Source organism: Pseudomonas sp. FG35, from assembly GCF_057809295.1.
Genome location: NZ_JBMDJR010000001.1, coordinates 67,749 through 88,261, shown reverse-complemented (window position 1 = coordinate 88,261; position 20,513 = coordinate 67,749). Strand labels below are relative to the sequence as shown.

At 59.3% G+C, this 20,513-nt stretch carries 23 protein-coding genes; 12 read left to right on the top strand and 11 right to left on the bottom strand.

The window, feature by feature from the left end:
* The first annotated feature begins 132 nt into the window (after window positions 1-132).
* Entirely contained in the window at window positions 133-1,308 is a 1,176-nt protein-coding gene (locus ACODTD_RS00335; RefSeq protein WP_041475221.1) for an AAA family ATPase, read from the top strand.
* A gap of 74 nt (window positions 1,309-1,382) precedes the next feature.
* On the top strand, window positions 1,383-2,045 hold the full coding sequence (locus ACODTD_RS00330) for a hypothetical protein (protein WP_050761157.1): 663 nt from the start codon (window positions 1,383-1,385) through the stop codon (window positions 2,043-2,045).
* Between the two features lie 127 nt (window positions 2,046-2,172).
* Here the strand turns inward: ACODTD_RS00330 and ACODTD_RS00325 are convergent, their stop codons facing one another.
* The 4 genes from ACODTD_RS00325 to solA all read right to left on the bottom strand — a co-directional run bounded on the left by ACODTD_RS00325 (window position 2,173) and on the right by solA (window position 5,313).
* A complete protein-coding gene (locus ACODTD_RS00325) occupies window positions 2,173-2,697 on the bottom strand; it encodes a hypothetical protein (RefSeq protein ID WP_011333715.1) in 525 nt (174 codons plus the stop codon).
* 15 nt (window positions 2,698-2,712) lie between these two features.
* Window positions 2,713-3,120: a DUF8617 domain-containing protein gene (locus tag ACODTD_RS00320; protein WP_011333714.1), complete on the bottom strand. Its 408-nt coding sequence runs from the start codon at window positions 3,118-3,120 to the stop codon at window positions 2,713-2,715.
* 113 nt (window positions 3,121-3,233) lie between these two features.
* Window positions 3,234-4,067, bottom strand: a complete 834-nt coding sequence (locus ACODTD_RS00315) for a suppressor of fused domain protein (RefSeq protein WP_489104279.1) — start codon at window positions 4,065-4,067, stop codon at window positions 3,234-3,236.
* An 85-nt stretch (window positions 4,068-4,152) separates the two neighbouring features.
* A complete protein-coding gene (gene solA, locus ACODTD_RS00310) occupies window positions 4,153-5,313 on the bottom strand; it encodes an N-methyl-L-tryptophan oxidase (protein WP_489104278.1) in 1,161 nt (386 codons plus the stop codon).
* 193 nt (window positions 5,314-5,506) lie between these two features.
* Here solA and ACODTD_RS00305 point away from each other — a divergent pair, with 193 nt between their 5' ends.
* Window positions 5,507-6,838: an amidohydrolase gene (locus ACODTD_RS00305; RefSeq protein WP_085604922.1), complete on the top strand. Its 1,332-nt coding sequence runs from the start codon at window positions 5,507-5,509 to the stop codon at window positions 6,836-6,838.
* A gap of 62 nt (window positions 6,839-6,900) precedes the next feature.
* Here ACODTD_RS00305 and ACODTD_RS00300 read toward each other — a convergent pair whose 3' ends face one another.
* The 3 genes from ACODTD_RS00300 to ACODTD_RS00290 form a co-directional block, all read right to left on the bottom strand.
* The gene (locus ACODTD_RS00300; protein WP_163974841.1) at window positions 6,901-7,155 is read right to left on the bottom strand and encodes a colicin E3-like toxin immunity protein; all 255 of its coding nucleotides are present in this window, start codon (window positions 7,153-7,155) and stop codon (window positions 6,901-6,903) included.
* A gap of 7 nt (window positions 7,156-7,162) precedes the next feature.
* Entirely contained in the window at window positions 7,163-8,383 is a 1,221-nt protein-coding gene (locus ACODTD_RS00295; protein WP_221614940.1) for an S-type pyocin domain-containing protein, read from the bottom strand.
* Between the two features lie 91 nt (window positions 8,384-8,474).
* The gene (locus ACODTD_RS00290) at window positions 8,475-9,398 is read right to left on the bottom strand and encodes a LysR family transcriptional regulator (protein WP_221614941.1); all 924 of its coding nucleotides are present in this window, start codon (window positions 9,396-9,398) and stop codon (window positions 8,475-8,477) included.
* A 105-nt stretch (window positions 9,399-9,503) separates the two neighbouring features.
* On the opposite strand from ACODTD_RS00290, the gene ACODTD_RS00285 reads away from it, so the two are divergent.
* From ACODTD_RS00285 to ACODTD_RS00270, 4 genes are all read left to right on the top strand, one after another.
* Window positions 9,504-11,471 carry an alkyl/aryl-sulfatase gene (locus tag ACODTD_RS00285; protein WP_221614942.1) on the top strand — a complete coding sequence of 656 codons (1,968 nt, stop codon included), beginning with the start codon at window positions 9,504-9,506 and terminating at the stop codon, window positions 11,469-11,471.
* 152 nt (window positions 11,472-11,623) lie between these two features.
* Window positions 11,624-12,262 (top strand): response regulator transcription factor, encoded by a 639-nt coding sequence (locus tag ACODTD_RS00280; RefSeq protein WP_489104515.1) that lies wholly within the window; start codon window positions 11,624-11,626, stop codon window positions 12,260-12,262.
* A 227-nt stretch (window positions 12,263-12,489) separates the two neighbouring features.
* A complete protein-coding gene (locus ACODTD_RS00275; RefSeq protein WP_039771078.1) occupies window positions 12,490-12,744 on the top strand; it encodes a hypothetical protein in 255 nt (84 codons plus the stop codon).
* Window positions 12,745-12,827: 83 nt separating this feature from the next.
* Entirely contained in the window at window positions 12,828-13,304 is a 477-nt protein-coding gene (locus ACODTD_RS00270) for a phage infection protein (RefSeq protein WP_489104277.1), read from the top strand.
* A 16-nt stretch (window positions 13,305-13,320) separates the two neighbouring features.
* On the opposite strand, the gene ACODTD_RS00265 is transcribed toward ACODTD_RS00270, so the two are convergent.
* A complete protein-coding gene (locus ACODTD_RS00265) occupies window positions 13,321-14,889 on the bottom strand; it encodes a winged helix-turn-helix domain-containing tetratricopeptide repeat protein (RefSeq protein ID WP_221614944.1) in 1,569 nt (522 codons plus the stop codon).
* Window positions 14,890-15,141: 252 nt separating this feature from the next.
* Here ACODTD_RS00265 and ACODTD_RS00260 point away from each other — a divergent pair, with 252 nt between their 5' ends.
* The 5 genes from ACODTD_RS00260 to ACODTD_RS00240 all read left to right on the top strand — a co-directional run bounded on the left by ACODTD_RS00260 (window position 15,142) and on the right by ACODTD_RS00240 (window position 18,759).
* On the top strand, window positions 15,142-15,897 hold the full coding sequence (locus ACODTD_RS00260; protein WP_011333702.1) for an SDR family oxidoreductase: 756 nt from the start codon (window positions 15,142-15,144) through the stop codon (window positions 15,895-15,897).
* 30 nt (window positions 15,898-15,927) lie between these two features.
* The gene (locus ACODTD_RS00255) at window positions 15,928-16,341 is read left to right on the top strand and encodes a cupin domain-containing protein (RefSeq protein ID WP_201820181.1); all 414 of its coding nucleotides are present in this window, start codon (window positions 15,928-15,930) and stop codon (window positions 16,339-16,341) included.
* 166 nt (window positions 16,342-16,507) lie between these two features.
* Window positions 16,508-17,023 (top strand): GNAT family N-acetyltransferase, encoded by a 516-nt coding sequence (locus ACODTD_RS00250; RefSeq protein WP_221614945.1) that lies wholly within the window; start codon window positions 16,508-16,510, stop codon window positions 17,021-17,023.
* 37 nt (window positions 17,024-17,060) lie between these two features.
* Complete coding sequence (locus ACODTD_RS00245; protein ID WP_489104276.1) at window positions 17,061-18,101, top strand: GSCFA domain-containing protein; 1,041 nt, start codon at window positions 17,061-17,063, stop codon at window positions 18,099-18,101.
* Window positions 18,070-18,759, top strand: coding sequence for a hypothetical protein (locus ACODTD_RS00240; RefSeq protein WP_489104275.1), 690 nt, complete (start codon window positions 18,070-18,072; stop codon window positions 18,757-18,759). Before ACODTD_RS00245 ends, ACODTD_RS00240 begins: the two co-directional genes overlap by 32 nt.
* 45 nt (window positions 18,760-18,804) lie before the next feature.
* Here the strand turns inward: ACODTD_RS00240 and ACODTD_RS00235 are convergent, their stop codons facing one another.
* Genes ACODTD_RS00235 through ACODTD_RS00225 form a run of 3 tightly spaced genes read right to left on the bottom strand, consistent with a single transcriptional unit; the run spans window position 18,805 to window position 20,468 of the window.
* On the bottom strand, window positions 18,805-19,674 hold the full coding sequence (locus ACODTD_RS00235) for a TauD/TfdA dioxygenase family protein (RefSeq protein ID WP_489104274.1): 870 nt from the start codon (window positions 19,672-19,674) through the stop codon (window positions 18,805-18,807).
* A gap of 16 nt (window positions 19,675-19,690) precedes the next feature.
* Complete coding sequence (locus ACODTD_RS00230; protein ID WP_011333696.1) at window positions 19,691-19,897, bottom strand: MbtH family protein; 207 nt, start codon at window positions 19,895-19,897, stop codon at window positions 19,691-19,693.
* Window positions 19,890-20,468, bottom strand: coding sequence for a hypothetical protein (locus tag ACODTD_RS00225; protein ID WP_489104273.1), 579 nt, complete (start codon window positions 20,466-20,468; stop codon window positions 19,890-19,892). The genes ACODTD_RS00230 and ACODTD_RS00225 overlap by 8 nt, the downstream gene beginning before the upstream one ends.
* Window positions 20,469-20,513 lie beyond the last annotated feature (45 nt).

The following is a 20,513-nucleotide window of genomic DNA, read 5'->3' as shown; positions in this document are numbered from 1 at the left end:
GGGCTTAGCTAGCTCATCGGATGAGATGAGGGAGCTCAGCCTCCAATTCGTCTTGAGTGCGATAATTGCGTAGAACCGATGAATTGCTGTAAAAAAGAGAAGGTATCAAAGGGATGCCAGACTGGGAATCTTATGATCGTAGGTTTTAGCGTTAACGGCTTCAAATCACTAGCCAACTTTAGTCTTGACGAAAAGACGGGACTGGGTAACTTTACTTGCCTCGTTGGATTAAACGGGGCTGGAAAAAGCAGCGTACTTCAACTTCTAGACTTTGCCTCCCACCTAATGCGCGGCGACGTTACCAATTGGCTATCAAAACGCGGCTGGAGCGTTTCGGACTTGCATTCAAAACTGTCCAATAGTTCCAACATCATCATCGGAATAACGGTAAGGGTCAAAAGCGGAAAACTTTTTTCGTGGGTCGGAAGCTTCAACAGGAGCAGCCTTTCCTGCACACTAGAGAGAATATTTGAAGCCGAGGGCGAATATATATTCAATCTTACGAGAGGCCGATATTCCATACTTAACACACAACCATCTAAGATCGAGTTTAACTATGTCGGCTCCATCCTTTCTGCGCTAAAGGATGACGTATTAAGCCCGGAAATAATTGAAGTAAGAAATGCAATATTAAACATTAGATCACTAGAACTCCTATCCCCTCACCTAATGAGAAACTCATCGCGAGAAGCCGCGATAGACATTGGCACCGGTGGAGAAAAGCTTTCTCCGTATCTCTACAATATAAAAGGCAAAGAACGAGAAAAACTCACAGCGCTATTGCGAGAGTTCTACCCTGCCGTACTAGACTTTAAAGTTAAGCAGGAAAGAGCCGGCTGGAAAAAACTATCAATCATTGAAGAATTCAATGGAGAGATTATTGAAACTGAAGCCAAGCACGTTAACGATGGGCTACTCAGGATATTGGCGATTCTTGCTCAAGCGGGATCGGGCAATGCAACACTTCTGTTTGATGAAGTTGAAAATGGAGTTAACCCTGAAATCGTAGAGCGCCTTGTTCATTTACTACAGAATACAGGTCAGCAAGTTATCGTCACCACACATAGTCCAATGATCTTAAATTACTTATCCGATGAAGTAGCTGAGAAATCTGTACATTTTGTGTATCGTACATTTGATGGTGGCACCCGGAGTCGGCCGCTGTTCAGCATTCCGAGAATGCAAAAAAAACTAGCAATAATGGGCCCTGGCGAGGCTTTTGTAGACACAAGCCTAACTAATCTCACTAGTGAATGTGCAAAGCTCGATGCGGATGAAAGCTCTAATTTGGAAAAGGGTGCTATGTGATCGTAGTATGTAGTGGTGAAGGGGTAAGCGATCTCGGGGCATGCATTAATCACGCAGGGTTTTGCCAGGATGAGATGTATAAACTAGGCCCCTTGACATATATCATTGACTACATTATCGAAGAGGTGATGCAGTATAGCCCATTACAGACGCACCTCGGCACCTACAGGTATTACAGCGAAGCATACTTAACACAGCGGCTTGCAGCGAAGAAAAATGAGCGGCGCGGCTTCGTCTTTGCAGGACGTAAACACGGAGTGGAGACTGGGCTTTTCTTTTTCAACGCCTTAATGCTTGGCGAGATATCGAAAGAGTTAGAAGCGGCAGAAGGCGACGTCGCAGTAGCAATACTATTCAGAGATTCCGATGGTACTAACAGCGATCCGAGCGATATCTGGGAGCAAAAAAAAACCTCAATTGAAGAGGGCTTTAGGCGTGCCGAATTCACTAGAGGAGTTCCGATGGTACCGAGGCCAAAATCAGAATCATGGTTCATATGCGCCGCGAAGGAGAATCCATATCAGCATTGCGCTGACTTAGAGGAGCTTTCCGGTAATGATAAATCCCCGAATTCTGCCAAGAAGATGCTTAGCACCATACTTGAAGGGGAAGCTACTAACGAGCGTCTGTTAACTTGGTTAGAAGCCAATGGAATGGACTGCAGAAAACTTGCAGAGGAAATGCCTAGTTTTGCGAAATTTTATGAACGACTAATCAGCGTTTTACACGCGATATAACAAGGATTGGCGGATGCTTGTTTATTTGGCCGACCGTCTTCCTGATCGTCCATATCATCCGCGACCGCTCCTACCGAAAAAATGGGGACGCATATATTTTCGCCCAAGCTGCTATTAAACAAAACGCTCATTCCAGCGCAGTCACCAAGCAGGTTTCGACACCCTCCAACCTCTTGGGCCATTCGTTAATCAGAACGACTGCACCGTCACCTTGATTCAGGTAGATCAGGCAGTCGCCTGTCTCGAAGGCAACTTGAAAGCCGACAAGCCAAACCTCTCCGCCTGCCACTTTATCGACAACACCTTGAACCGCTGTAATGATTTTGCCTTCGAGGAAGAGAGCAGACCTGTTGCGAAGCAGATTTTCCCTACGCCACGAGCAGAAGCTCGCGGCATCAAGTGTGAAGGGAGTGGGAGGTTCCAGATCGGACTCATCAGCTCCAACACATTCCCCATCGCTCAGCAGGTACATCGCAACTTTCTGATGTTCGCCACACCGCCAGAGCAACGGCCCTACGTCAGACAGGCACTTTTCCTCGTTAAAGTAATATTGGTCATGCAATAACTCAGCAAGTCGCTGCCCCTGCAGCAGCTGCGCATTTCTCAAGTCATTCGCCATCCTGTCTCGGGAGGCGGCATAGCGGTTAGACACTGAGCAGTTCCCTATTTATTCGCAATCCAGGCTCTCGGAATCGCCTGACGTCGCCGACAAAATCGCCTGATATCCACCCTCTTCCGGAACATATGAAACGAACTGATTACCCGCGCCCTTCTGCACCCAAAGACGCCCACAGTTCGTGCATTCATAAACATCTAACGTCCGGTGGATGTGGAGGCTCGATAATCGGCTTATCAATTCGTCGGTCGCGTTGACCCAAGGTGCAAACTCACCGAACGCCCCATCGATCACAGCCTTGTCTCCCGACTCGGCAGCAGTCATCAGGGGCTTGAGTTCTTGGTTTACCTCTTCCCAGAATGCATCCTCTACTTCGTCGCGAAGTAAACTCGCCTTGTAGGGCAAGCTGTCAGTCTGATCGACAATCACGTGCCCACATCTGCAACCCAATTTGCTCATTTGCGGCTCAAACCTTTGAGGTTGCCCTCGTCATTAAAAGGCGGACAAGTCTTTGGCGAAAATCTCGATTTGGGCAGGCGTGACCAGCAAGGGAACCTGAGAACACTGCAGCGTCAAACAACACTCTCACGCTGCAAACTGCTCACATGCCCGACACCCGCAGCCTTCAATCGGACCACCAGGTCATCGCGTGCTGCCCGCCCGCCAGCACGAATGTACTCAAGCTCCGACGCGGTGATCAGTACCACCGGAACCATTCTCACAGGGGATAACGGCATGTCATCCAGCCGGGTAGGGAAATCCGGTTCCGGGGCGCCCAGCAAGACACCGGTCGAGTCGTCTTCGGTCACGAAGTGTTTGGGGAATTGATCGCACATGTGATTCGAGAGGCTGAACCCGGGAATTTCAATGGACATCGCACCGTACTTGTCGAGTCCGCGAGTGTAGCCTCCAGCGTCTGCCACCGTTTTGGCAACGTGTTCCACCAGCTCGAATGCCCAACTGCGCTGGAAAGGATCGACGTCACCCACCGGGCCACGGGCGTGTTCGGGTATATCGGCGGTTTCTACGAACAACTCCATCTCGAAACCATTGCCCATTTCTTCCGCGTCATCGAAGGGGTCTGACAGACCTTCCGTGGCGATGATGATTGTGTCGTCACGGCGAACCACCCGGTAGGCCTGACGGGTCGAGGGCCAGTAAGGGCCACCCGAAAAGCTCGGACTGATCATGTAGGCAAGGACATCGCGCTCGACTGTGCCGACTGATGCCCAATGACGATCCAGACACTCTGCGCTGGCCTCTCGGGCAGCCAAGTTTGCCGCTTCAGCCTCGGTCATGCTGTCGTAGATATCCGGCTCTTGTACTTCAAGGGGTTGCCGTGCTGGCTCGACGTCTTCGGTTTTAGGACGTTTCAATGAAACGAGAAGCTTCTTGAAGAAATTCATGTGCGTTCCTTGCGGGGTTTCGGTTCGCTCTCCATGAGAGGGCGAATCTGTTTTCGTGAAATGGATCTGTTTTTGAATGTTGGCACTATGCCTCAAACCGCCCCACCGAAAACAACGAAAGATCCAGCTCACTCTCCCCCCGCAAACACCACTGCGCAAACGCCTCCCCCAACGCCGCCGAGTGTTTGAACCCATGCCCGGAGCATGCCGACACCACCAACGTGTGCTGCAACCGTGGATGCTCATCGATGATGAAATGCCGATCCGGCGTGACGGTGTAGGCGCAAACCGCTGACTTCACTACCCGATCCGTCAGCCCGGCAATGCGCCCCTGCACCTGCTGCTCGTACATCTCGCGTTCTTCCTTGGTCGAGACTGTGCGATCCAGAGTCTCGGGCGTGGATGCGCTGTGATACTGCGCCGTAGCGACCTTCAAACTGCCCTCCCCCGGCAACGCGGGAAAGCCATAGAAATCGTCGTCCGGGCCGTGAGTGAAGATGAACGTGGGCGAGTGGCCGACCAGTGCCGCGTCAGGCTCGGTTTCGAACCAGAACAGCTTTTGCCGATAGACGCTGAGCAGACTATCGAACGGCGCGCCGAGCAGGCCGCCCGCCCAGTTGCCGGCGGTGACCACCAGTTTGTTCGCCCGTACGGTGCGCTGGTCGGTGGTGACGGTGACGCCCTGTTCGTCCGAGCTTATGTGGGTCACGGTCTCGCCCTTGTACAGCGTGGCGCCGTGTTGTTCGGCCAGTCTGAGTTGCACGTCGATGCAGCGTTCGGGCCGTACAAAACCACCTTCGGGCTCGAAGTAGCCAATGGCGTCGTCGCGCACCTGGGCAAACTGCGGAAAGCGTTGGCGGATCTGGCCGGCGTCGAGGACTTCGTGTTCGATGCCGTAGGTCTGTGCCAGGGCGATGGTGCGCAGGGTGAAGTCGGTTTCGTCGGCGGGATCGAAGTCGGGGCTGGAAGTCAGCACCAGCAGGCCGGTCTGTTCGAACAGGGACTCGCCCGACAGCGCCTCCAGCTCGCGCCAGATGCGGTGGGAGTTGCGCACGATGGGCACGTATTGCGCGCCCTCGCCCACGGACAGCCGGGTGATGCGGGTATCGCCATGGCTGGAGCCGAATGTGTGCGGCGGATGGTGGAGGTCGATGCCGACCACGTTGACCCCGGCCTTCGCCAGTTGATACACCGTGGCCGCTCCCATGGCGCCGAGGCCGATGACCAGTGCTTCGCATCGTTCCATGATTGATTTCCGCTCAGGCAAAAGAGCCACAGTGAAGCGGATCAGGCGATGGAAAACAATCCGTTGAAGGCCGCGCGCAGGCAAAAACGCGAAAAACCAAAAGCCGTGCGATTACCGGCCAGACTCGTTTGTCCCGCCTTGCATCGCGGCATACCCTCTGACGCCAATAAAAACCATAAGAGAGAGTCCCGCCTTGATCCGTTTCTGCAAAACCTCGCTGTGCCTCGCCGTTCTGTCTTCGTTCGTTGCCACTGCCAGCCATGCCGCCGATGCGCCTTGGGTCGATGGCGCCGTGAGCGCGGTCAATCAGGAGGTCATCGACCTGCGCCACACGATTCATCAGCATCCAGAGCTGGGCAATCTTGAGTTCAAGACTGCCGCGCTGGTGGCCGAGCGGCTGAAGGCATCGAACATTGAAGTGCGCACCGGGGTCGGCAAGACGGGTGTTGTGGGGGTTCTGAAAGGCGGATTGCCGGGGCCGGTGGTGGCGTTGCGCGCCGACATGGATGCACTGCCGGTCAAGGAGATGACGAACCTGCCGTTCGCCAGTCAGGCCACCAGCACGCGACTTGGCAAAAGCGTGCCGGTGATGCACGCCTGCGGGCACGACACCCACACCGCGATGTTGCTGGGCGCCGCGAAGGTACTGGCCGAGCATCGCGATCAGGTGCGCGGGACGGTGGTGTTTTTGTTTCAGCCGGCTGAGGAAGGTGCAGCGGATGTCGATGAATTCCAGACTGACACCCTGATCGGCGCGCAAGCGATGATCCGCGATGGCGCGCTCGATTCGCCCAAGGTGGAAGCGGTGTTCGGGGTGCATGTGATGGCGGGTTATCCGACCGGGCATTTGTTTTACAAATCCGGAACCGTGCTCAACAGCAGCGACTCGTTCCGCATCACGGTCAAGGGCCAGCAGACTCACGGTTCGGCGCCTTGGAGCGGTGTCGATCCGATTGTCGCCAGTCAAGGCATCATCAGTGGATTGCAGACGCTGGTCAGTCGGCGCGTCGACCTGACCCAAGGCATGGGCGTGATCAGTGTCGGTACGATCAATGGCGGTTCGGCGGCCAACATCATTCCCGAGACCGTGGAAATGACCGGGACCATTCGCACCAACAACGCCGACATCCGCGACACGATCTTGAAAAAGATGCCGCCGCTGGTGAACAGCATCGCCAGCGCCTACGAGACCCAGGCCAATTTGCTGCTGGTGAACAATGCGCCGGTAACCACCAACGATCCGGCCCTGACCGAAGCCATGATCCCGGCTCTCGAACTGGCAGCACCGGGCAAGGTCGAGCGCCTGCCCGCCTCGCTGTCGCCGAGCGAAGACTTCTCCTACTACGCACGCAAGGTGCCGGGGCTGTTCGTGTTCCTCGGCGCAACGCCGGAAGGCCAGGACATGAGCAAGGCGCCGAACAACCACAGCCCCTACTTCACCGCCGATGACGCGACACTGGCTACCGGGGTGAAGGCGCATGTGCAGTTTGTGCTCAATTATCCGGGGCGGGGTCAGCGGGGCTGACTAATCCCATTCGCAGTTTTAGCCCCCGATCAGATGACTGATCGGGGGTATTGTTTTGGTGCTTACCATTGATCACGGTAAACGAACGAAATTTGGTAGTCGTAAGAAGATGGATCAATGACATGGTTGAAATTCGGTTGAAGAATGCTCACCCAGTTTGAGAGCACGTCGAATCCGCCGTTGTTTATATTGTTTTCAATTGGTATGCCGAGTGATTCGATTACAGCACCGTCGTCACCGAAATCTTTCGATAATTCCTCTCCCATACCGAGCTCGGTTTCCTTGTCATACCACTCAAGTCTGGCTTTCAATCCCATAAATCCCTCACAAATACTTTTTGATGCTTCGCTTTTTCCCTTTAGGGGGATCTAGTTGCTTACCGGTTCTATGGTCGTACGACCCCAAATGAGTACCGTCGCTCGCGCGATAGGCCTCAAGCTCTCCGTGAAGAAAGTCCCATTCATATATCGTCCTCCCTTTTGCGTCTATCCAGCGATCCCGGAGACCACCCGAGTACGGGGTTTTCTTTTTCGCTCTTCTCAATCCTGGAAACGCTGTGATTTCGTCTGTCTCAGGGGCCGGGTGGTAGGTGTGACCAGCCTTGGCTGTGCCATGGCCGCGTACATTTAAAACAATATAAATCGGCTTAACCCCGGAATCCGCCGGAAACACCAAAATGAAATCCCGATACTCCGGCGGATAAACCGGATTAACCAGAATCCCGTCCGCCGCTTTCGTCGGCGGATACACCCAGATATGCGGCGCCTGCGGAGCAGCCTCCAGCGCAGGAATCCCGAGGATGTCGGAACCATCCACGGCAGGCGTCCAGATCAGCTCAACACCGTCACCGAGGTCTGCAACAAACCGGCTATCGCGTGCCGTGAACTGCACGACATCAACCATCTCCCAATCGCGATTCTTGCCGGTATAGAAGCCGTACCCCTTGAGGCTGCCATCGGCCTGCTGTTCAACGCGCAAGCGCACGCGGGTTCGGGCCTGTTTGAGGGCGAGCAACTGGTCTTCGGTGTAAAGCGCGCTGTCGCCCAGGTTCAAGGGCATAAACATCGCCACCAAACCGAGCAACGGACTGATGACAGCGGCGGAGGCCATCGCGGGCAATGCCTTGAACGCCTCACCGGCAAGGGCAAAAGTGCCCAGCCCCGCAGGAATTGCCGTGCCGCTGATTTTCTTGAGCTCAACCCCACCGCTGTCATCGGCCTCACGGCCACCGAGCAAAATCAGCTCGCCGTAATCCTTCAGACTGTCTGTCGGCACCATCCCCGAAGGATTCGAGTAATCGATGATCGCGTCCGGCAGCTTGCACGACTTGGCGAACACGCAGCCCGCGCGCACCGGCTCAGGCTTGTTCGCCGCGACCTCACGGCTGCGTTCGAAGGCGTCCTGTCTCGCCAGCATGGCGTCGTACTTGTCTTGTCGGTCTTGCTGATCGGCCAGTTCGGTGGCCGTCATGTAGCGGTAGGTGACGTGATGCCCGTCGCCCGCCGGTGGGTTGGGAACCCGGGGAATATCCTTTTGAACAGCCACTGATTGTCCTTTCGTTCATGCATCGGCAACCCCTCGCAAGAGGCCGCACGACGTTAACGAAGCAGGAAAATCGTGGCTGTAGGACGTATCTCTAAAGACGTGGGGATTGTTCGACGTGAACGGATTGCATCTCGGCAACCACCGCCTCGATCACACACAAAGCCGTCGGCGACAGGCTTCTGCCCTGCAAGCTCACCACGCCGATTTCGGAGTGAAATCCCGGCCTGTCGACAACATGAAGCTCGATCAAACGCCCCACCCGAATGTCTTCAGCCACGGCGCCATGGATGACGCCGAGGATGGTGTCGGTTGAACCTGCGACGGTCTTGAGCAACGCCACATCATCACACTCCAGCACAATGGGCAGCGCCTGACGGGTGGAGATGCCGAGGGTTCGGGCGGTCTCGAGTTTCACGACTTCGGGCAAGCGCGTCGTGGCGATGCCATAGCCTTCCAGTTCGCCCATCTGCACTTTGCGCCCGGCCAGCGGATGCTCCGGACGCACGAAGAAGCCTGCCGAGACCTGGCCCAGCGAACGGATCAGCAGATCGGATTCCGCCGTGAAGTTGCGGATATCGGCAACGAAGAATTCGATCGCCTCAGCGCGCAGCCGCGCCTCGAGAATCTGCCAGTTGTTCACTTCCACGCGCAGGGTGACCGTCGGGTGATCCAGACGCAGTCGCGGCACCACCTGATGCATCAACATCGCGGCCGGGAACGGGCCGACACCGAACGCGAGGCTGCCCAGTTGGCGATCGCTGTAGAGCGCCATGTCCCGCTCCAGCGACCGGGCATCGAACAGCAGCCGCCGCGCCCGCTCGATCAGAAAGACCCCCGCCGGCGTCGGGCGGACGTCTCCGGTGTCGCGATCGAACAGGCGCTGCCCGGTTTCACTCTCCAGCGCCTGAATGCTGCGGCTCAGGGCCGGCTGGCTGAGGTGCACGCGCTCGGCGGCGCGTCCGAAATGGCGTTCATCAGCTAGCGCGAGTAGGTGTGACAGTCGTTTTAGGTCCATTCGCCCGATGCTAGCGACGCATTATCCGGATGTAAACAATGCATTGGATACATCGTTGCCCTGCCCCTAGGCTGGAGCGCATTCGAACTTCGGAGAACAACAAGAATGAAATCGACCCTCTACACGATCCTCGCCCTGACGCTGGTGTCCCTCGCCGGCTGCGACAACAAGCCCAGCGTCGCAGCCGGCGACGCCACGCCCGCCACGGCCGCGCTGATCCAGGCGTCGATCAAGGGCCTGGACCTCAGCGACAACCGTGACATGGAAGATGCCCAGCGCGGTTTCATCGCCCGGCCCACCGGCAAGATCCTTGGCGCTGACGGCAATGTCCTGATCGATTTCGATGCGTACCGCTTCGTCGAAGGCCAGGCGCCGACCACCGTCAACCCGAGCCTGTGGCGACACGCGATGCTCAACGCACAGATCGGCCTGTTCAAGGTCACCGACAGCATTTACCAGTTGCGCGGTTTCGACATCGCCAACATGACGCTGATCGACGGGCAGACCGGCTGGATCGTGGTCGACCCGCTGACCTCCCGAGAATCCGCCGCCGCAGCGCTGGCCTTCGCCCGCGAGCATCTGGGCAACAAGCCCGTCACCGCGATCATTTTCACCCACGACCATGCCGACCATTTCGGCGGTGTGCTGGGCATCACTTCGGCCAGCGAAGTGGCCCAGCGCAACATTCCCATCGTCGCGCCCGCCGGGTTCATGGAGGAAGCCACCAGCGAAAACATCCTGGCGGGCCCGGCGATGGCACGGCGGTCGATGTATCAGTTCGGCAAGAACCTGACGCCGGGCGCCACCGGCATCGTCGACACCGGGCTGGGCAAGAACGTTGCGTACGGCAGCATGGGCATCCTGCCGCCAACGCAGATCATCGACCAGCCGATCCAGCCGCTGGTGCTCGACGGCGTCAGCTTCGTGTTCCACAACATGCCCGGCGCGGAGGCCCCGGCCGAGCTGACCTTTTCGATCCCCGCGCTCAAGGCTTACGGCGGCGCGGAGCTGCTGGCGCAGACCATGCACAACCTGCTGCCGATCCGTGGCGCCAAGGTGCGCGATGCGCTGCGCTGGTCCGAATACACGCAAATCGCCCTGGATGAGCTGGGCGACACCGAGGTCTATTTCGGTCAGCACAACTGGCCGATCTGGGGCAACGAGCGGATCCGCGAATTCATCACCAAGCACCGCGACGTCTACAAATACCTGCATGACCAGACCGTGCGCCTGATGAACGCCGGCTACACCCCCAACGAGATCGCCGACAAGATCCAGCTGCCGGATTCGCTGGCCTCGTACTTCGGCACTCGCGGCTATTACGGCGACCTGCGCCACAACGTCAAGGCGATCTACCAGCTGTACCTGGGCGCCTACGACGGCAACCCCGCGCACTTGAATCCGCTGGTGCCCAAGGAGTCGGCAAAGCGCTACGTCGAATTGATGGGAGGTAACGCCAAGGTGGTCGAAGCCGCGCGCGTGGCCTATGACAAGGGCGAATATCGCTGGGTTGCCGAGCTCCTGGATCAGGCCGTGCTGGCCAAACCCGACGACACCGCCGCCAAGGAACTGCTGGCCCGCGCGTACGAACAGATGGGCTATCAGGCGGAATCGGCAACCTGGCGCAACAGTTACCTGACCGCTGCCATGGAGCTGCGCAACGGCCCCCCGGCCAAGGGCGTCAAACGCTCCGACCTGATCGAACTGATGAAGCAGACGCCCACCGAACGCTTCCTCGAAGCCATGGCCGCGAGCCTCGACGGGCCGGCGGCGGATGGCAAGAACTGGACCTTCAATCTGGTGCTGACCGATACGAATGAATCGTTCGTGCTGTGGATCGAGAACGCCGTGCTGCACTACCGAAAAGGCCCGACGGCGGCGAACGCCAACGCAACGCTGAGTGTCACCAAGGACCTGTTCGTCCAACTGCTGGGCGGCACCGCCGGGCTGAAGGAGGCATTCACCTCCGATGATCTGAAGGTGGATGGCAGCAAGGTCGATCTCGTGAGATTTCTGGGGCTGTTGGAAAAGGCGCCGGGGAATTTTGCGATAGTCGCCCGGGCAGGAAACTGATTCGCCGAGGCCATCGATGACCGGAACAGCGGTCGATGGCCTCTGGACGTTTACCCAAGAAAAATCCAATGAAAACCGGAGGCTCGGGCAAAGTTTTCCATTGGGTTTTTCCGCATCCTGCGCAACCTGATCGCCGCGAAGCCATCCAGCGTATGGACGTAGAACCTGCACCCGAGCGAAACCCCGAATCCATCGTTTTCATCATTGATGATGACGCTCCTCTGCGTGAGGCGCTTGGCAGCCTGTTACGCTCCATCGGCCTGCGGGTCGAGCTGTTCGGATCGGTCGCCGACTTCATGCAATACCAGCGACCTGACCTGCCCAGTTGCCTGGTGCTGGATGTGCGATTGCAAGGCACCAGCGGGCTGGTCTTCCAGCAGGCGCTCGCCGACGCCAACATCCATCTGCCGATCATTTTCATGACCGGGTACGGCGACATCGCCATGACCGTTCGCGCCATGAAAGCCGGTGCCGTCGATTTCCTGGAAAAACCGTTTCGCGAGCAGGCCATGATCGACGCCGTGGTCGCCGCGCATACGCGGGACAGGTCGCGCCGCGAGTACGAACTCCGCCATCATGAATTGCGCACACGCCATGCGACACTCACGGTCAGAGAGCAAGCGGTGATGGCGCTGGCCGTCTCGGGTCTGATAAACAAGCAGATCGCCAGTGCCATCGGCCTGAGCGAGATCACCGTGAAAATTCACCGCAGCCAGGCCATGCGCAAGATGCGCGCGCAGTCGTTTGCCGATCTGGTTCGAATGGCAGAAAGTCTGGGTATCAACCATTAGATTTAACGCCCAAATGCGGCGCACATTACTAGTCGTTTATATACGTTGGTATGACTTCTCCATACGCTGGCAGGATAAAACCAAACTTATGCAACATGGTTGATCCCTACCGCCAACAGTAAAATCCCTCCATCAAATGCGACGGCCGGCAAAGTTATTGACTTCGCGGTTTCCTCGCGCGCCGACACTTGTCGATCCACTCATTGACTCAGGGATGACTGATCAACATGTATGACTTTTTTGAAGACTCGTACCGCGTGCTGAAGTTGTCCCACGTGTTGCTGGTCGGTGGCCTGGGCATGTTGATGGTGGGGATTTTCCTGGCTTATGTGTTTGACGCTCACTTGAACTTGCCCACGCTGGTCGGCGCGCACGGGATGACGATCCTTGGACCGACCGCGATCAAGCTGGGCTACGTCATGCGCTTGATTGCGTACAACCGTATTCGCCTGGCAGCACAGGAACATGGAGTTTCCCATTAGAAGTATTCGATTGAATTCAAACCTGTCTGGTTGCAACCCGGAAGTTCATTAACGAAATCCCACCACGACTCAGGATGATCACGATGAAAACTATTGGATTGGTATTACCCGTCGCCATTGTTTCAGCCACCTGGATAGTTGCCACTCATGCATTCGGGGCAAGCTGCCTGCCTGATATGCCGGTTGCCAACAGACAGGAAACCAGTGCTCCGGATTCAGAAACTTCATCAGTGCAACAGCACCGGGCCAGAAAGGCGCCGACCCAGATTGCCGAAGGGGGGTCGGATCGGCTGATGGAGCGTCGTGTTGCCGAGGGCGGATCCGACCGACTGATCGAACGCCGCGTCGCCGAAGGTGGCTCCGATCGCCTGATCGAACGTCGCGTCGCCGAAGGTGGCGACGATCGCCTGATCGAACGTCGCGTCGCCGAAGGTGGCTCCGATCGCCTGATCGAACGCCGTGTTGCCGAAGGAGGCTCAGATCGCCTGATCGAACGCCGGGTAGCCAGCAATCAGTACGATGCCGCGATGAACATGCGAATGCATTTTTCGATGGATTGATTGGCTGACTGAGCCCTTACTCCGGCAACCCCGCCAACCGCAAACCTTCGGCAAACCGGGCAACGTCTTCAGGCCGTTGAATGGGCAGCCACGCGCCCAGGCTGGACACCCGCAACGTCGGGTCCAGCTGACGCAGCCGTTCCATGGCCTGCTTGGCTTTGTCGGTTCGCCCATTGAGCGCGTGGCTGGCGGCGATCAGGGCCGCCGCTACCAGCAGACTGGGCAGGTTTCCCTGCGCTTTCTCGGCCCAGGAAACCGAACATTCGAAGCGACCGGCGAAGAAGTGCGCCAACGCCATCCCGACCTGCATGCGGAACATTTCCGGGTCCACAGGGCTCAGGCGCACGGCATGCTCGAGGTTGGCAATGGCGGCTTCGGTTTCGCCACCCAAGGCGCGCAGGATACCGCCGAGATACCAGGCCGGCGCCAGATTGGGGTTGAGCACTCGAGCCCGATCCAGCAAAGCAATGCCACAATCGACATCCCCGGTCAGATGGGCCAGGGCATGACCGCAGCGGGTCAGCGCCACGGCGTCATCGCGCCCCAGTTCCACGCCCATGCGCGCCAGCCGCGCACCTTCGGCGACGTCCCGGGGCCGGTCGGTCATCCAGCCGTTGAGCTTGCGCCAGAAGTGGCACCACGCGGCCATGCCGTATGCCGAGGCGAATTCCGGATCCAGCTCGATTGCCCGGTAGAACAGCGCCAGCGCCTGTTCGATCGCCTCACGGGTGCCGATGTGCAGCTTGGCCGTCCCTCGCAGGTAGTAATCGTAGGCATCGAGGCTGTCGGTGGGCTTGCGCTTGGCCCGCTCGATTTCCGCGCGTTCAAGCTGCGGCGCAATGGCGCCCACTACGCTCTCGGCCACTTGATCCTGGAGTTCGAAAATATCGTCGAGCAGGCCTTCGAAGCGCTCGGCCCACAGGTGCGTGCCGCTGCACGCATCAATCAACTGGCCGGTGATGCGGATCTTGTTGCCGCTCTTGCGCACGCTGCCTTCCAGCACGTAACGCACACCCAGTTCCTGACCGACGCCCCGCGCGTCGACCGCTCTGCCCTTGTAGGTGAAGCTGGAGTTGCGGGCGATGACGAACAGCCAACGCAGGCGCGACAGCGCGGTGATGATGTCTTCGACGATGCCGTCGGCGAAGTAGTCCTGCTCGGGGTCTCCACTGAGGTTCTGGAACGGCAGGACGGTGATCGAAGGTTTTTCCGGCAGGACAAGTGTCGCGGCCACCTCGGGTTTCGCAGGCGCTTCCGGTGCATTGACGGGGCTGTCGCACGGGCTGATTTCGCCGACGAAGCGATAGCCCTTGCGCGGCACCGTACGCACCAGGCGCTGCTGCTCGCCGGTGTCGCCGATGGCCTTGCGCACAGCGTTGATGTGGCTGGTGATGGTCGATTCGGAAACGATCCGGCCACTCCATACGGCGCTCAACAGTTCGTCCTTGCTCACCACCCGCTCGCGGTTGCTGACCAATAGCAGCAGCAAGTCGAAGACCTGCGGCCCGACCGTCACGACTTGCCCGCGCCAGGTCAGTTCCCGGCGCTGCGGGTCGAGCACGTAGTCTTCAAACACGAATTGCACGGTGTCTGTTCTCTGGTCTGGCGCCCCCCGACGCCGTGTCCGGGCAGGCGATTGTTTTGCGCTCGATCATACGGCAGACCTCGGGCCGTCGCACCGGTCTGCACACTGGTCTACGCATCTGCCGACGGATTGGCCTGTCTGGACAAAAAACCAAGGCAAATCCAAGGTCATCACAAGGATTTGCCAGAGCGTCACAGGCAAGCTCAACCCACATCGACAGCAACGGTTGCCGTCGGCCAGTGGAGAGATGCCATGAAGATCGTCGTTATCGGAGGCACCGGCCTCATCGGATCGAAACTTGTGAACAATCTGCGCGAACGCGGCCACGACGCCCGCGCCGCCTCGCCTAACACCGGCGTCAACAGCATCACCCGCGAAGGCCTGGCCGATGCGATGGACGGCGCACAGGTAGTGGTCGATGTGTCCAACGCGCCGTCGTGGGAAGACCAGGCCGTGCTCGATTTCTTCGAAACCTCCACCCGTAATCTGCTCGCCGCCGAAGCCGCCGCCGGGGTTCGCCATCACGTGGCGCTGTCGATCGTCGGCAGTGAGCGCCTGCCGGCCAACGGTTATTTCCGCGCCAAGGTCGCGCAGGAGAACATGATCAAGGCATCGGGCATTCCGTACAGCCTGCTGCGGGCCACACAGTTCTTCGAATTTGTCGGCGGCATTGCCCAATCCGCTACCGTCGGCGACGAAGTGCGCCTGTCGCCGGCATTGATCCAGCCCATGGCCTCTGACGATGTGGCCGCTGCACTCACCGACGTGGCACTGGCCGCGCCGATCAACGGCACGCAGGAAATTGCCGGCCCCGAAGCCATGCCCCTCGACGAGTTAGTCCGGCGTTTTTTCCGCGCTACCGACGACACCCGCAAAGTGATCCCGGACGTCCACGCCCGTTACTTCGGCGATGTGCTCGACGACCAGTCGCTCACCCCCGGCAGCAGCAACCCGCGCCTGGGTCCAACGCGCTTTGAAGACTGGCTGGCGAAATCGACCCAGCGCTGAAACACCCCACCTGTTTGAAGGAGTATCGCCATGTTCAGCCGAATCCTGCTGGCCGCCACGTTTGCGGCCGTTTCGATTTCATCCGCCTCGGCCGCCGAGCCGCAGGCAGGCAAGGTTACCGTGGTGTTCGACCGCGCCCTGCCGAACGTTCCGGGTAAATCCATGAAGGGCGTGCTGGTGGAATACGCACCCGGTGGTTCTTCGCCGGCACACTTTCATCCGAAGTCCGCGTTCATCTACGCCACGGTGCTTGAGGGCGCCGTGCGCAGCAAGGTCGGCGACGGGCCGGAGAAGGTCTACAAGGCCGGGGAAAACTTCGTCGAACAACCGGGTGATTTCCACGCGGTGAGCGCCAATGCCAGCACTACTGAACCGTCCCGTCTGCTGGCGGTGTTCGTGCTCGACAGCAACGAGACCGTCCTGGTCAAACCGGTCAAGCCGTAACCGATCCATACGCCAATCCGCCTCCGGCAGCGTGGCTGCCGGAGAGTACCGCTACGGGGCGCGTTCAAGGTCGGCGTTGCAAAACATGCCCGATCAAAGCATTGATCTTTCGCCCCACACCCAGTAAAAAACCGTCTTCCCTTCCCACCCTTGCAAGGAGCAGCGGATGCTCGAGCTCACCACGCAACGCCTGGATCTGCGCACGATGGTCGAATCCGACTGGCCGCTGTTTCTCCGGCTGCATTCCGAGCCGCAAACCATGCAATACGTGTTCGGTGAAATCGCCGAGGAACAGGTGCGCAAAGGCTTCGAACACAGGCTTCCGGCCTGGGGGCCGCAGTCGGATCACTGGTTGTGTCTGGTGATGACCGACAGGGCCAGCGGGCAGGAACTGGGCGTGACCGGATTCCGCATCCTGTCGCCGGGGCATGCCGAGGTGGGTTGCCTGCTGTTGCCCGAGCATCAGGGCAAAGGCTTTGGCACCGAGTCGCGGCAGGCGATCATCGACTATGCCGCCGCCATCGGCCTGGACTCGTTGGAGTCGACCGTGACCGACGGTAATATCGCCTCCTGCAAGGTCTTGGAGAAATGCGGTTTTGTGTTCGAGCGCCGCGTGCCGCAGGCCTATCAGATTGGAGATCGGTGGTTTGACGACCTGATCTACCGCTATCAAATCAGCTGACCCCGTTTTATCAGCGACCGCCAAGGAGGCCCTCGTCGTGAATCCTTATCAATGCCTGCCACCCCGCGCTTTCTGGCGCACCGCCGTGGCCGACAAGCCCGCGCTGGACATCGATCAACTGTGGACGCCGCAGTTCGAGATCGGCAACGAGGACGCCATCGTCACCGCCGGCTCGTGTTTCGCCCAGCACATCGGCCGCGCGCTGGTGGAGCGCGGCATGAACTGGCTGGATGCGGAACCGGCCCCGGCCGAATTGCCCGAAGCCGACTGGAAGGCCCATAACTACGGGGTGTTCTCGTTCCGCACCGGCAACCTGTACACCCCGGCGATGTTGTGCCAATGGCTGGAATGGGCGTTGGGTGTGAGCCTGCCACCCGACGAAACCTGGGCCCATGACGGGCGTTTCTTCGACCCGTTCCGCCCCGCCGTGGAGCCCGACGGCTTTGCCAGCGAGGACGCGCTGTTCGCCTCGCGCGAAGCCACCCTCGACGCGATTCGCACCGCCCTGCGCCGAGCCAAAGTGTTCGTGTTTACCCTCGGCCTGACCGAAGCCTGGCAGAACCGCCAGACCGGTCTGGTGTACCCCGTGTGCCCCGGCACCGTGCGGGGGACCTTCGATCCGCAGCTGCACCGCTTCTGCAATTTCGGTTTCATGGACACCTATGGCGACATGGTCCAGGCGCTGGAGTTGATGCGTTCGATCAACCCGCAACTGCGTGTTCTGCTCACCGTGTCACCGGTACCCCTGACGGCGACGGCCACGGGCGAACATGTGCTGAGCGCCACCACCTATTCCAAATCGGTCCTGCGCGCCGTCGCCGGGCAGCTGTGTGAAGACCTGCACGACGTCGACTATTTCCCTTCTTACGAGATCATCACCGGTACACCGTTCAAGGGTGCGTTCTACCAGCCCAACCAGCGCGAGGTCACGCCCGAAGGCGTGGCGTTCGTCATGCAGCAGTTTTTCGCCGGGCTCGATGCGGTTCAACCGCTGCACACGCCGGCCAGCGTTCCCTCTACCTGCGTATCCAGCAAGGAGCTTGTCTGTGAAGACGCCGTGCTCGATTACTACGCCTAGGTTTCTGCTGCTGGGCGACTCCCATGCCGGCGTCATCGGCAAGGCGGCGCAAGCCCGCGAGTTGCCGTTCAGCGGCGGCCCGCTGGGCACCGGCCGGGATTTCGCGGTGGATTTTTTCAGCCTGACCCGCCATGACGTGCTGTTTCGCGAGGCCGAGATGGAGCGCCTGTATCGCCAGGCCCTTGAGCCGTTCGAAGTGCCGCAACTGGCGAAGGTCGGGGTGCCGCTGGTCAGCACCATTGGCCTGAGCCTGCACTACCTCGCGACCGCGCCGAACTGGACGTGTTACCAGACACCCGACGGCGAATTCGACGAAGGTTTTCTCGCAGGTCCCCTGTTCGAATCCATTGTCGACACCTTGTCCCGACCTGCGCTGGCGTTCTATGAACAGGCCCGGGCAATGAACCTCAAGGTGTTCGCCGTATTGCCGCCGCAGCGGGTGCCGGAGTTGTCCGATTCGCGGGTGTTCATGGCAGCGCAGGCGCTGCTGATCGAGCGCCTGCAAGGGCTCGGCATCGAGCTGATCGACGTGCGCGCAGCGGCGAACGATGAGCAGGGTTTTCAGCGTTCGGCGTATTGCGAAGTGGATGACCCGCTGCACGGGAATCTGGCGTTCGGCGAGCTGATCGTCGAGCAACTGCTCAAACAAGGGATTTAGACCCGGACCTGTGGGAGCGAGCTTGCTCGCTCCCACAGGGGGTCATTACGCCTTGGGCTGCGTCCCCAGAATCGTCACCCGCTCGCCATACCGCGAGTGCGGGAAATAATCCCAGACCGCATGGTGTTGGGTGCAGCGGTTATCCCAGAACACCAGGCTGTTCGGCGTCCAACGCACGCGACAACTCAGAACCGGCTCTCGAGCCACCAGATCGAACAGCATGTTCAACAGCACCTGGCTTTCAACGCCGGACAACTGGACGATGTGCGACGTGAACCCGGAATTGACGAACAGCGATTTGCGCCCGGTTTCCGGGTGGCGAACCACCACCGGGTGTTCGGTTTTCGGCAGGTTGGCCGGCGCCTCATAACCCTTCCATGGGATCGCGCCGTCGTGGATCGCCGTCAGTTCGCCGAGAAACTGCTGCATCGTCGGCGAGAGCATTTCCAGCGCCAGGTGCATGTTGGCGAACAACGTATCGCCGCCCGTGCCGATGGCCGGGGTTTCCTTGACGTACAGCATCGACCCCATGGACGGCGCCAGGTCGGCGGTGCCGTCGGTGTGCCAGGTTTCGCCGGCCACGTAGCGCGATTGCGCATTGGCGCGGATCACCACCAGCTCCGGGTCATCGCCGTCGATGTCCTCCACCGGCAGCGCCCTCAACTCACCGAACAGCCGGCCAAACGCCTTGTGCTCGTCCACCGTCAGGTGCTGATCGCGGAACACCACCACGTGGTTCTCCAGAAAGGCCCGGCGGATTTCTGCGAGCTGTTCGTCGCTCAACGGTTGCGAAAGATCGACGCCGCCGATCTCGGCGCCGATGATCGGCGTGATTCGCTCGACCGTGATGTGCTGATACGGCGCACGCCGTTCGGCGGCGATAAGCTCGATTGCCTTGAGTGCCAACTGATCCATGTTCCCTCACCTTTTTTTATTGGAACGACACCGATGACTGCTCACGCAGCGAACGCGGGCGCATGTCGATCCAGTGCTCGTTGATGTAATCCAGGCAGACCTGGCGCTCACCGCGCATCCCCGCCTCGCTCCAACCGCTGGCCATCGGCTTGCCCGCCGGCCACAGGGAATACTGACCCTGAGCGTTGATCACCACATCGAATTGCAGTTGTGCGTCATTCATGTCGTTCTCCTGTTGAACGGGATTGCAGCGTGGCCAGGCTTCGCTCGAGCCCGGCGGCGAGTTGATTGCTTAGGGCATGTCGCTGTTCCTCGGCCTGCGCGCAGGCCCCGACGTACACCCGCACGGTCGCCCCACAGACCTGAGCGCAGGTCTCTGCGTCGCCGTCCGCGAAGGCCCGGGCCGACACCTCGGCGTTGGCGCTGGCATGAGCCTGGGCAAACGCCGTGGCGGCGGCCTCGGTATTCAGTTGCGCGTAGTACTCGGCGAACGCCTCGGCGTCGCCAAAGTGCTCGGCAATCATTGCGGTGTTGGCCGGTGCGAGGCCGTAGGTCAGCGCACTGGCGTGGGCCTTGGCGTACGCCGCGTCGTAGGGGTAGGCCTTGCGATACAGCGCCAGCAATACCGGTCTGAGCGTGGCCCGCCATTCGCCCTGACGCCCGATCACGCCGAGCGCCGCCCGCTGATGCAGGCTTTGCAACGCGAGCAGCGACTGCCGATGTTCCGGCAAGGCTTCGCCGAGCATCGGCAGGACCACGTCGGCCTGCCAGAGATGAAACAGCCGCAGCGGCACGGGACCCCCGCCATTGTCTATCCGCTTGCGCAGGTCGTCGGCCTG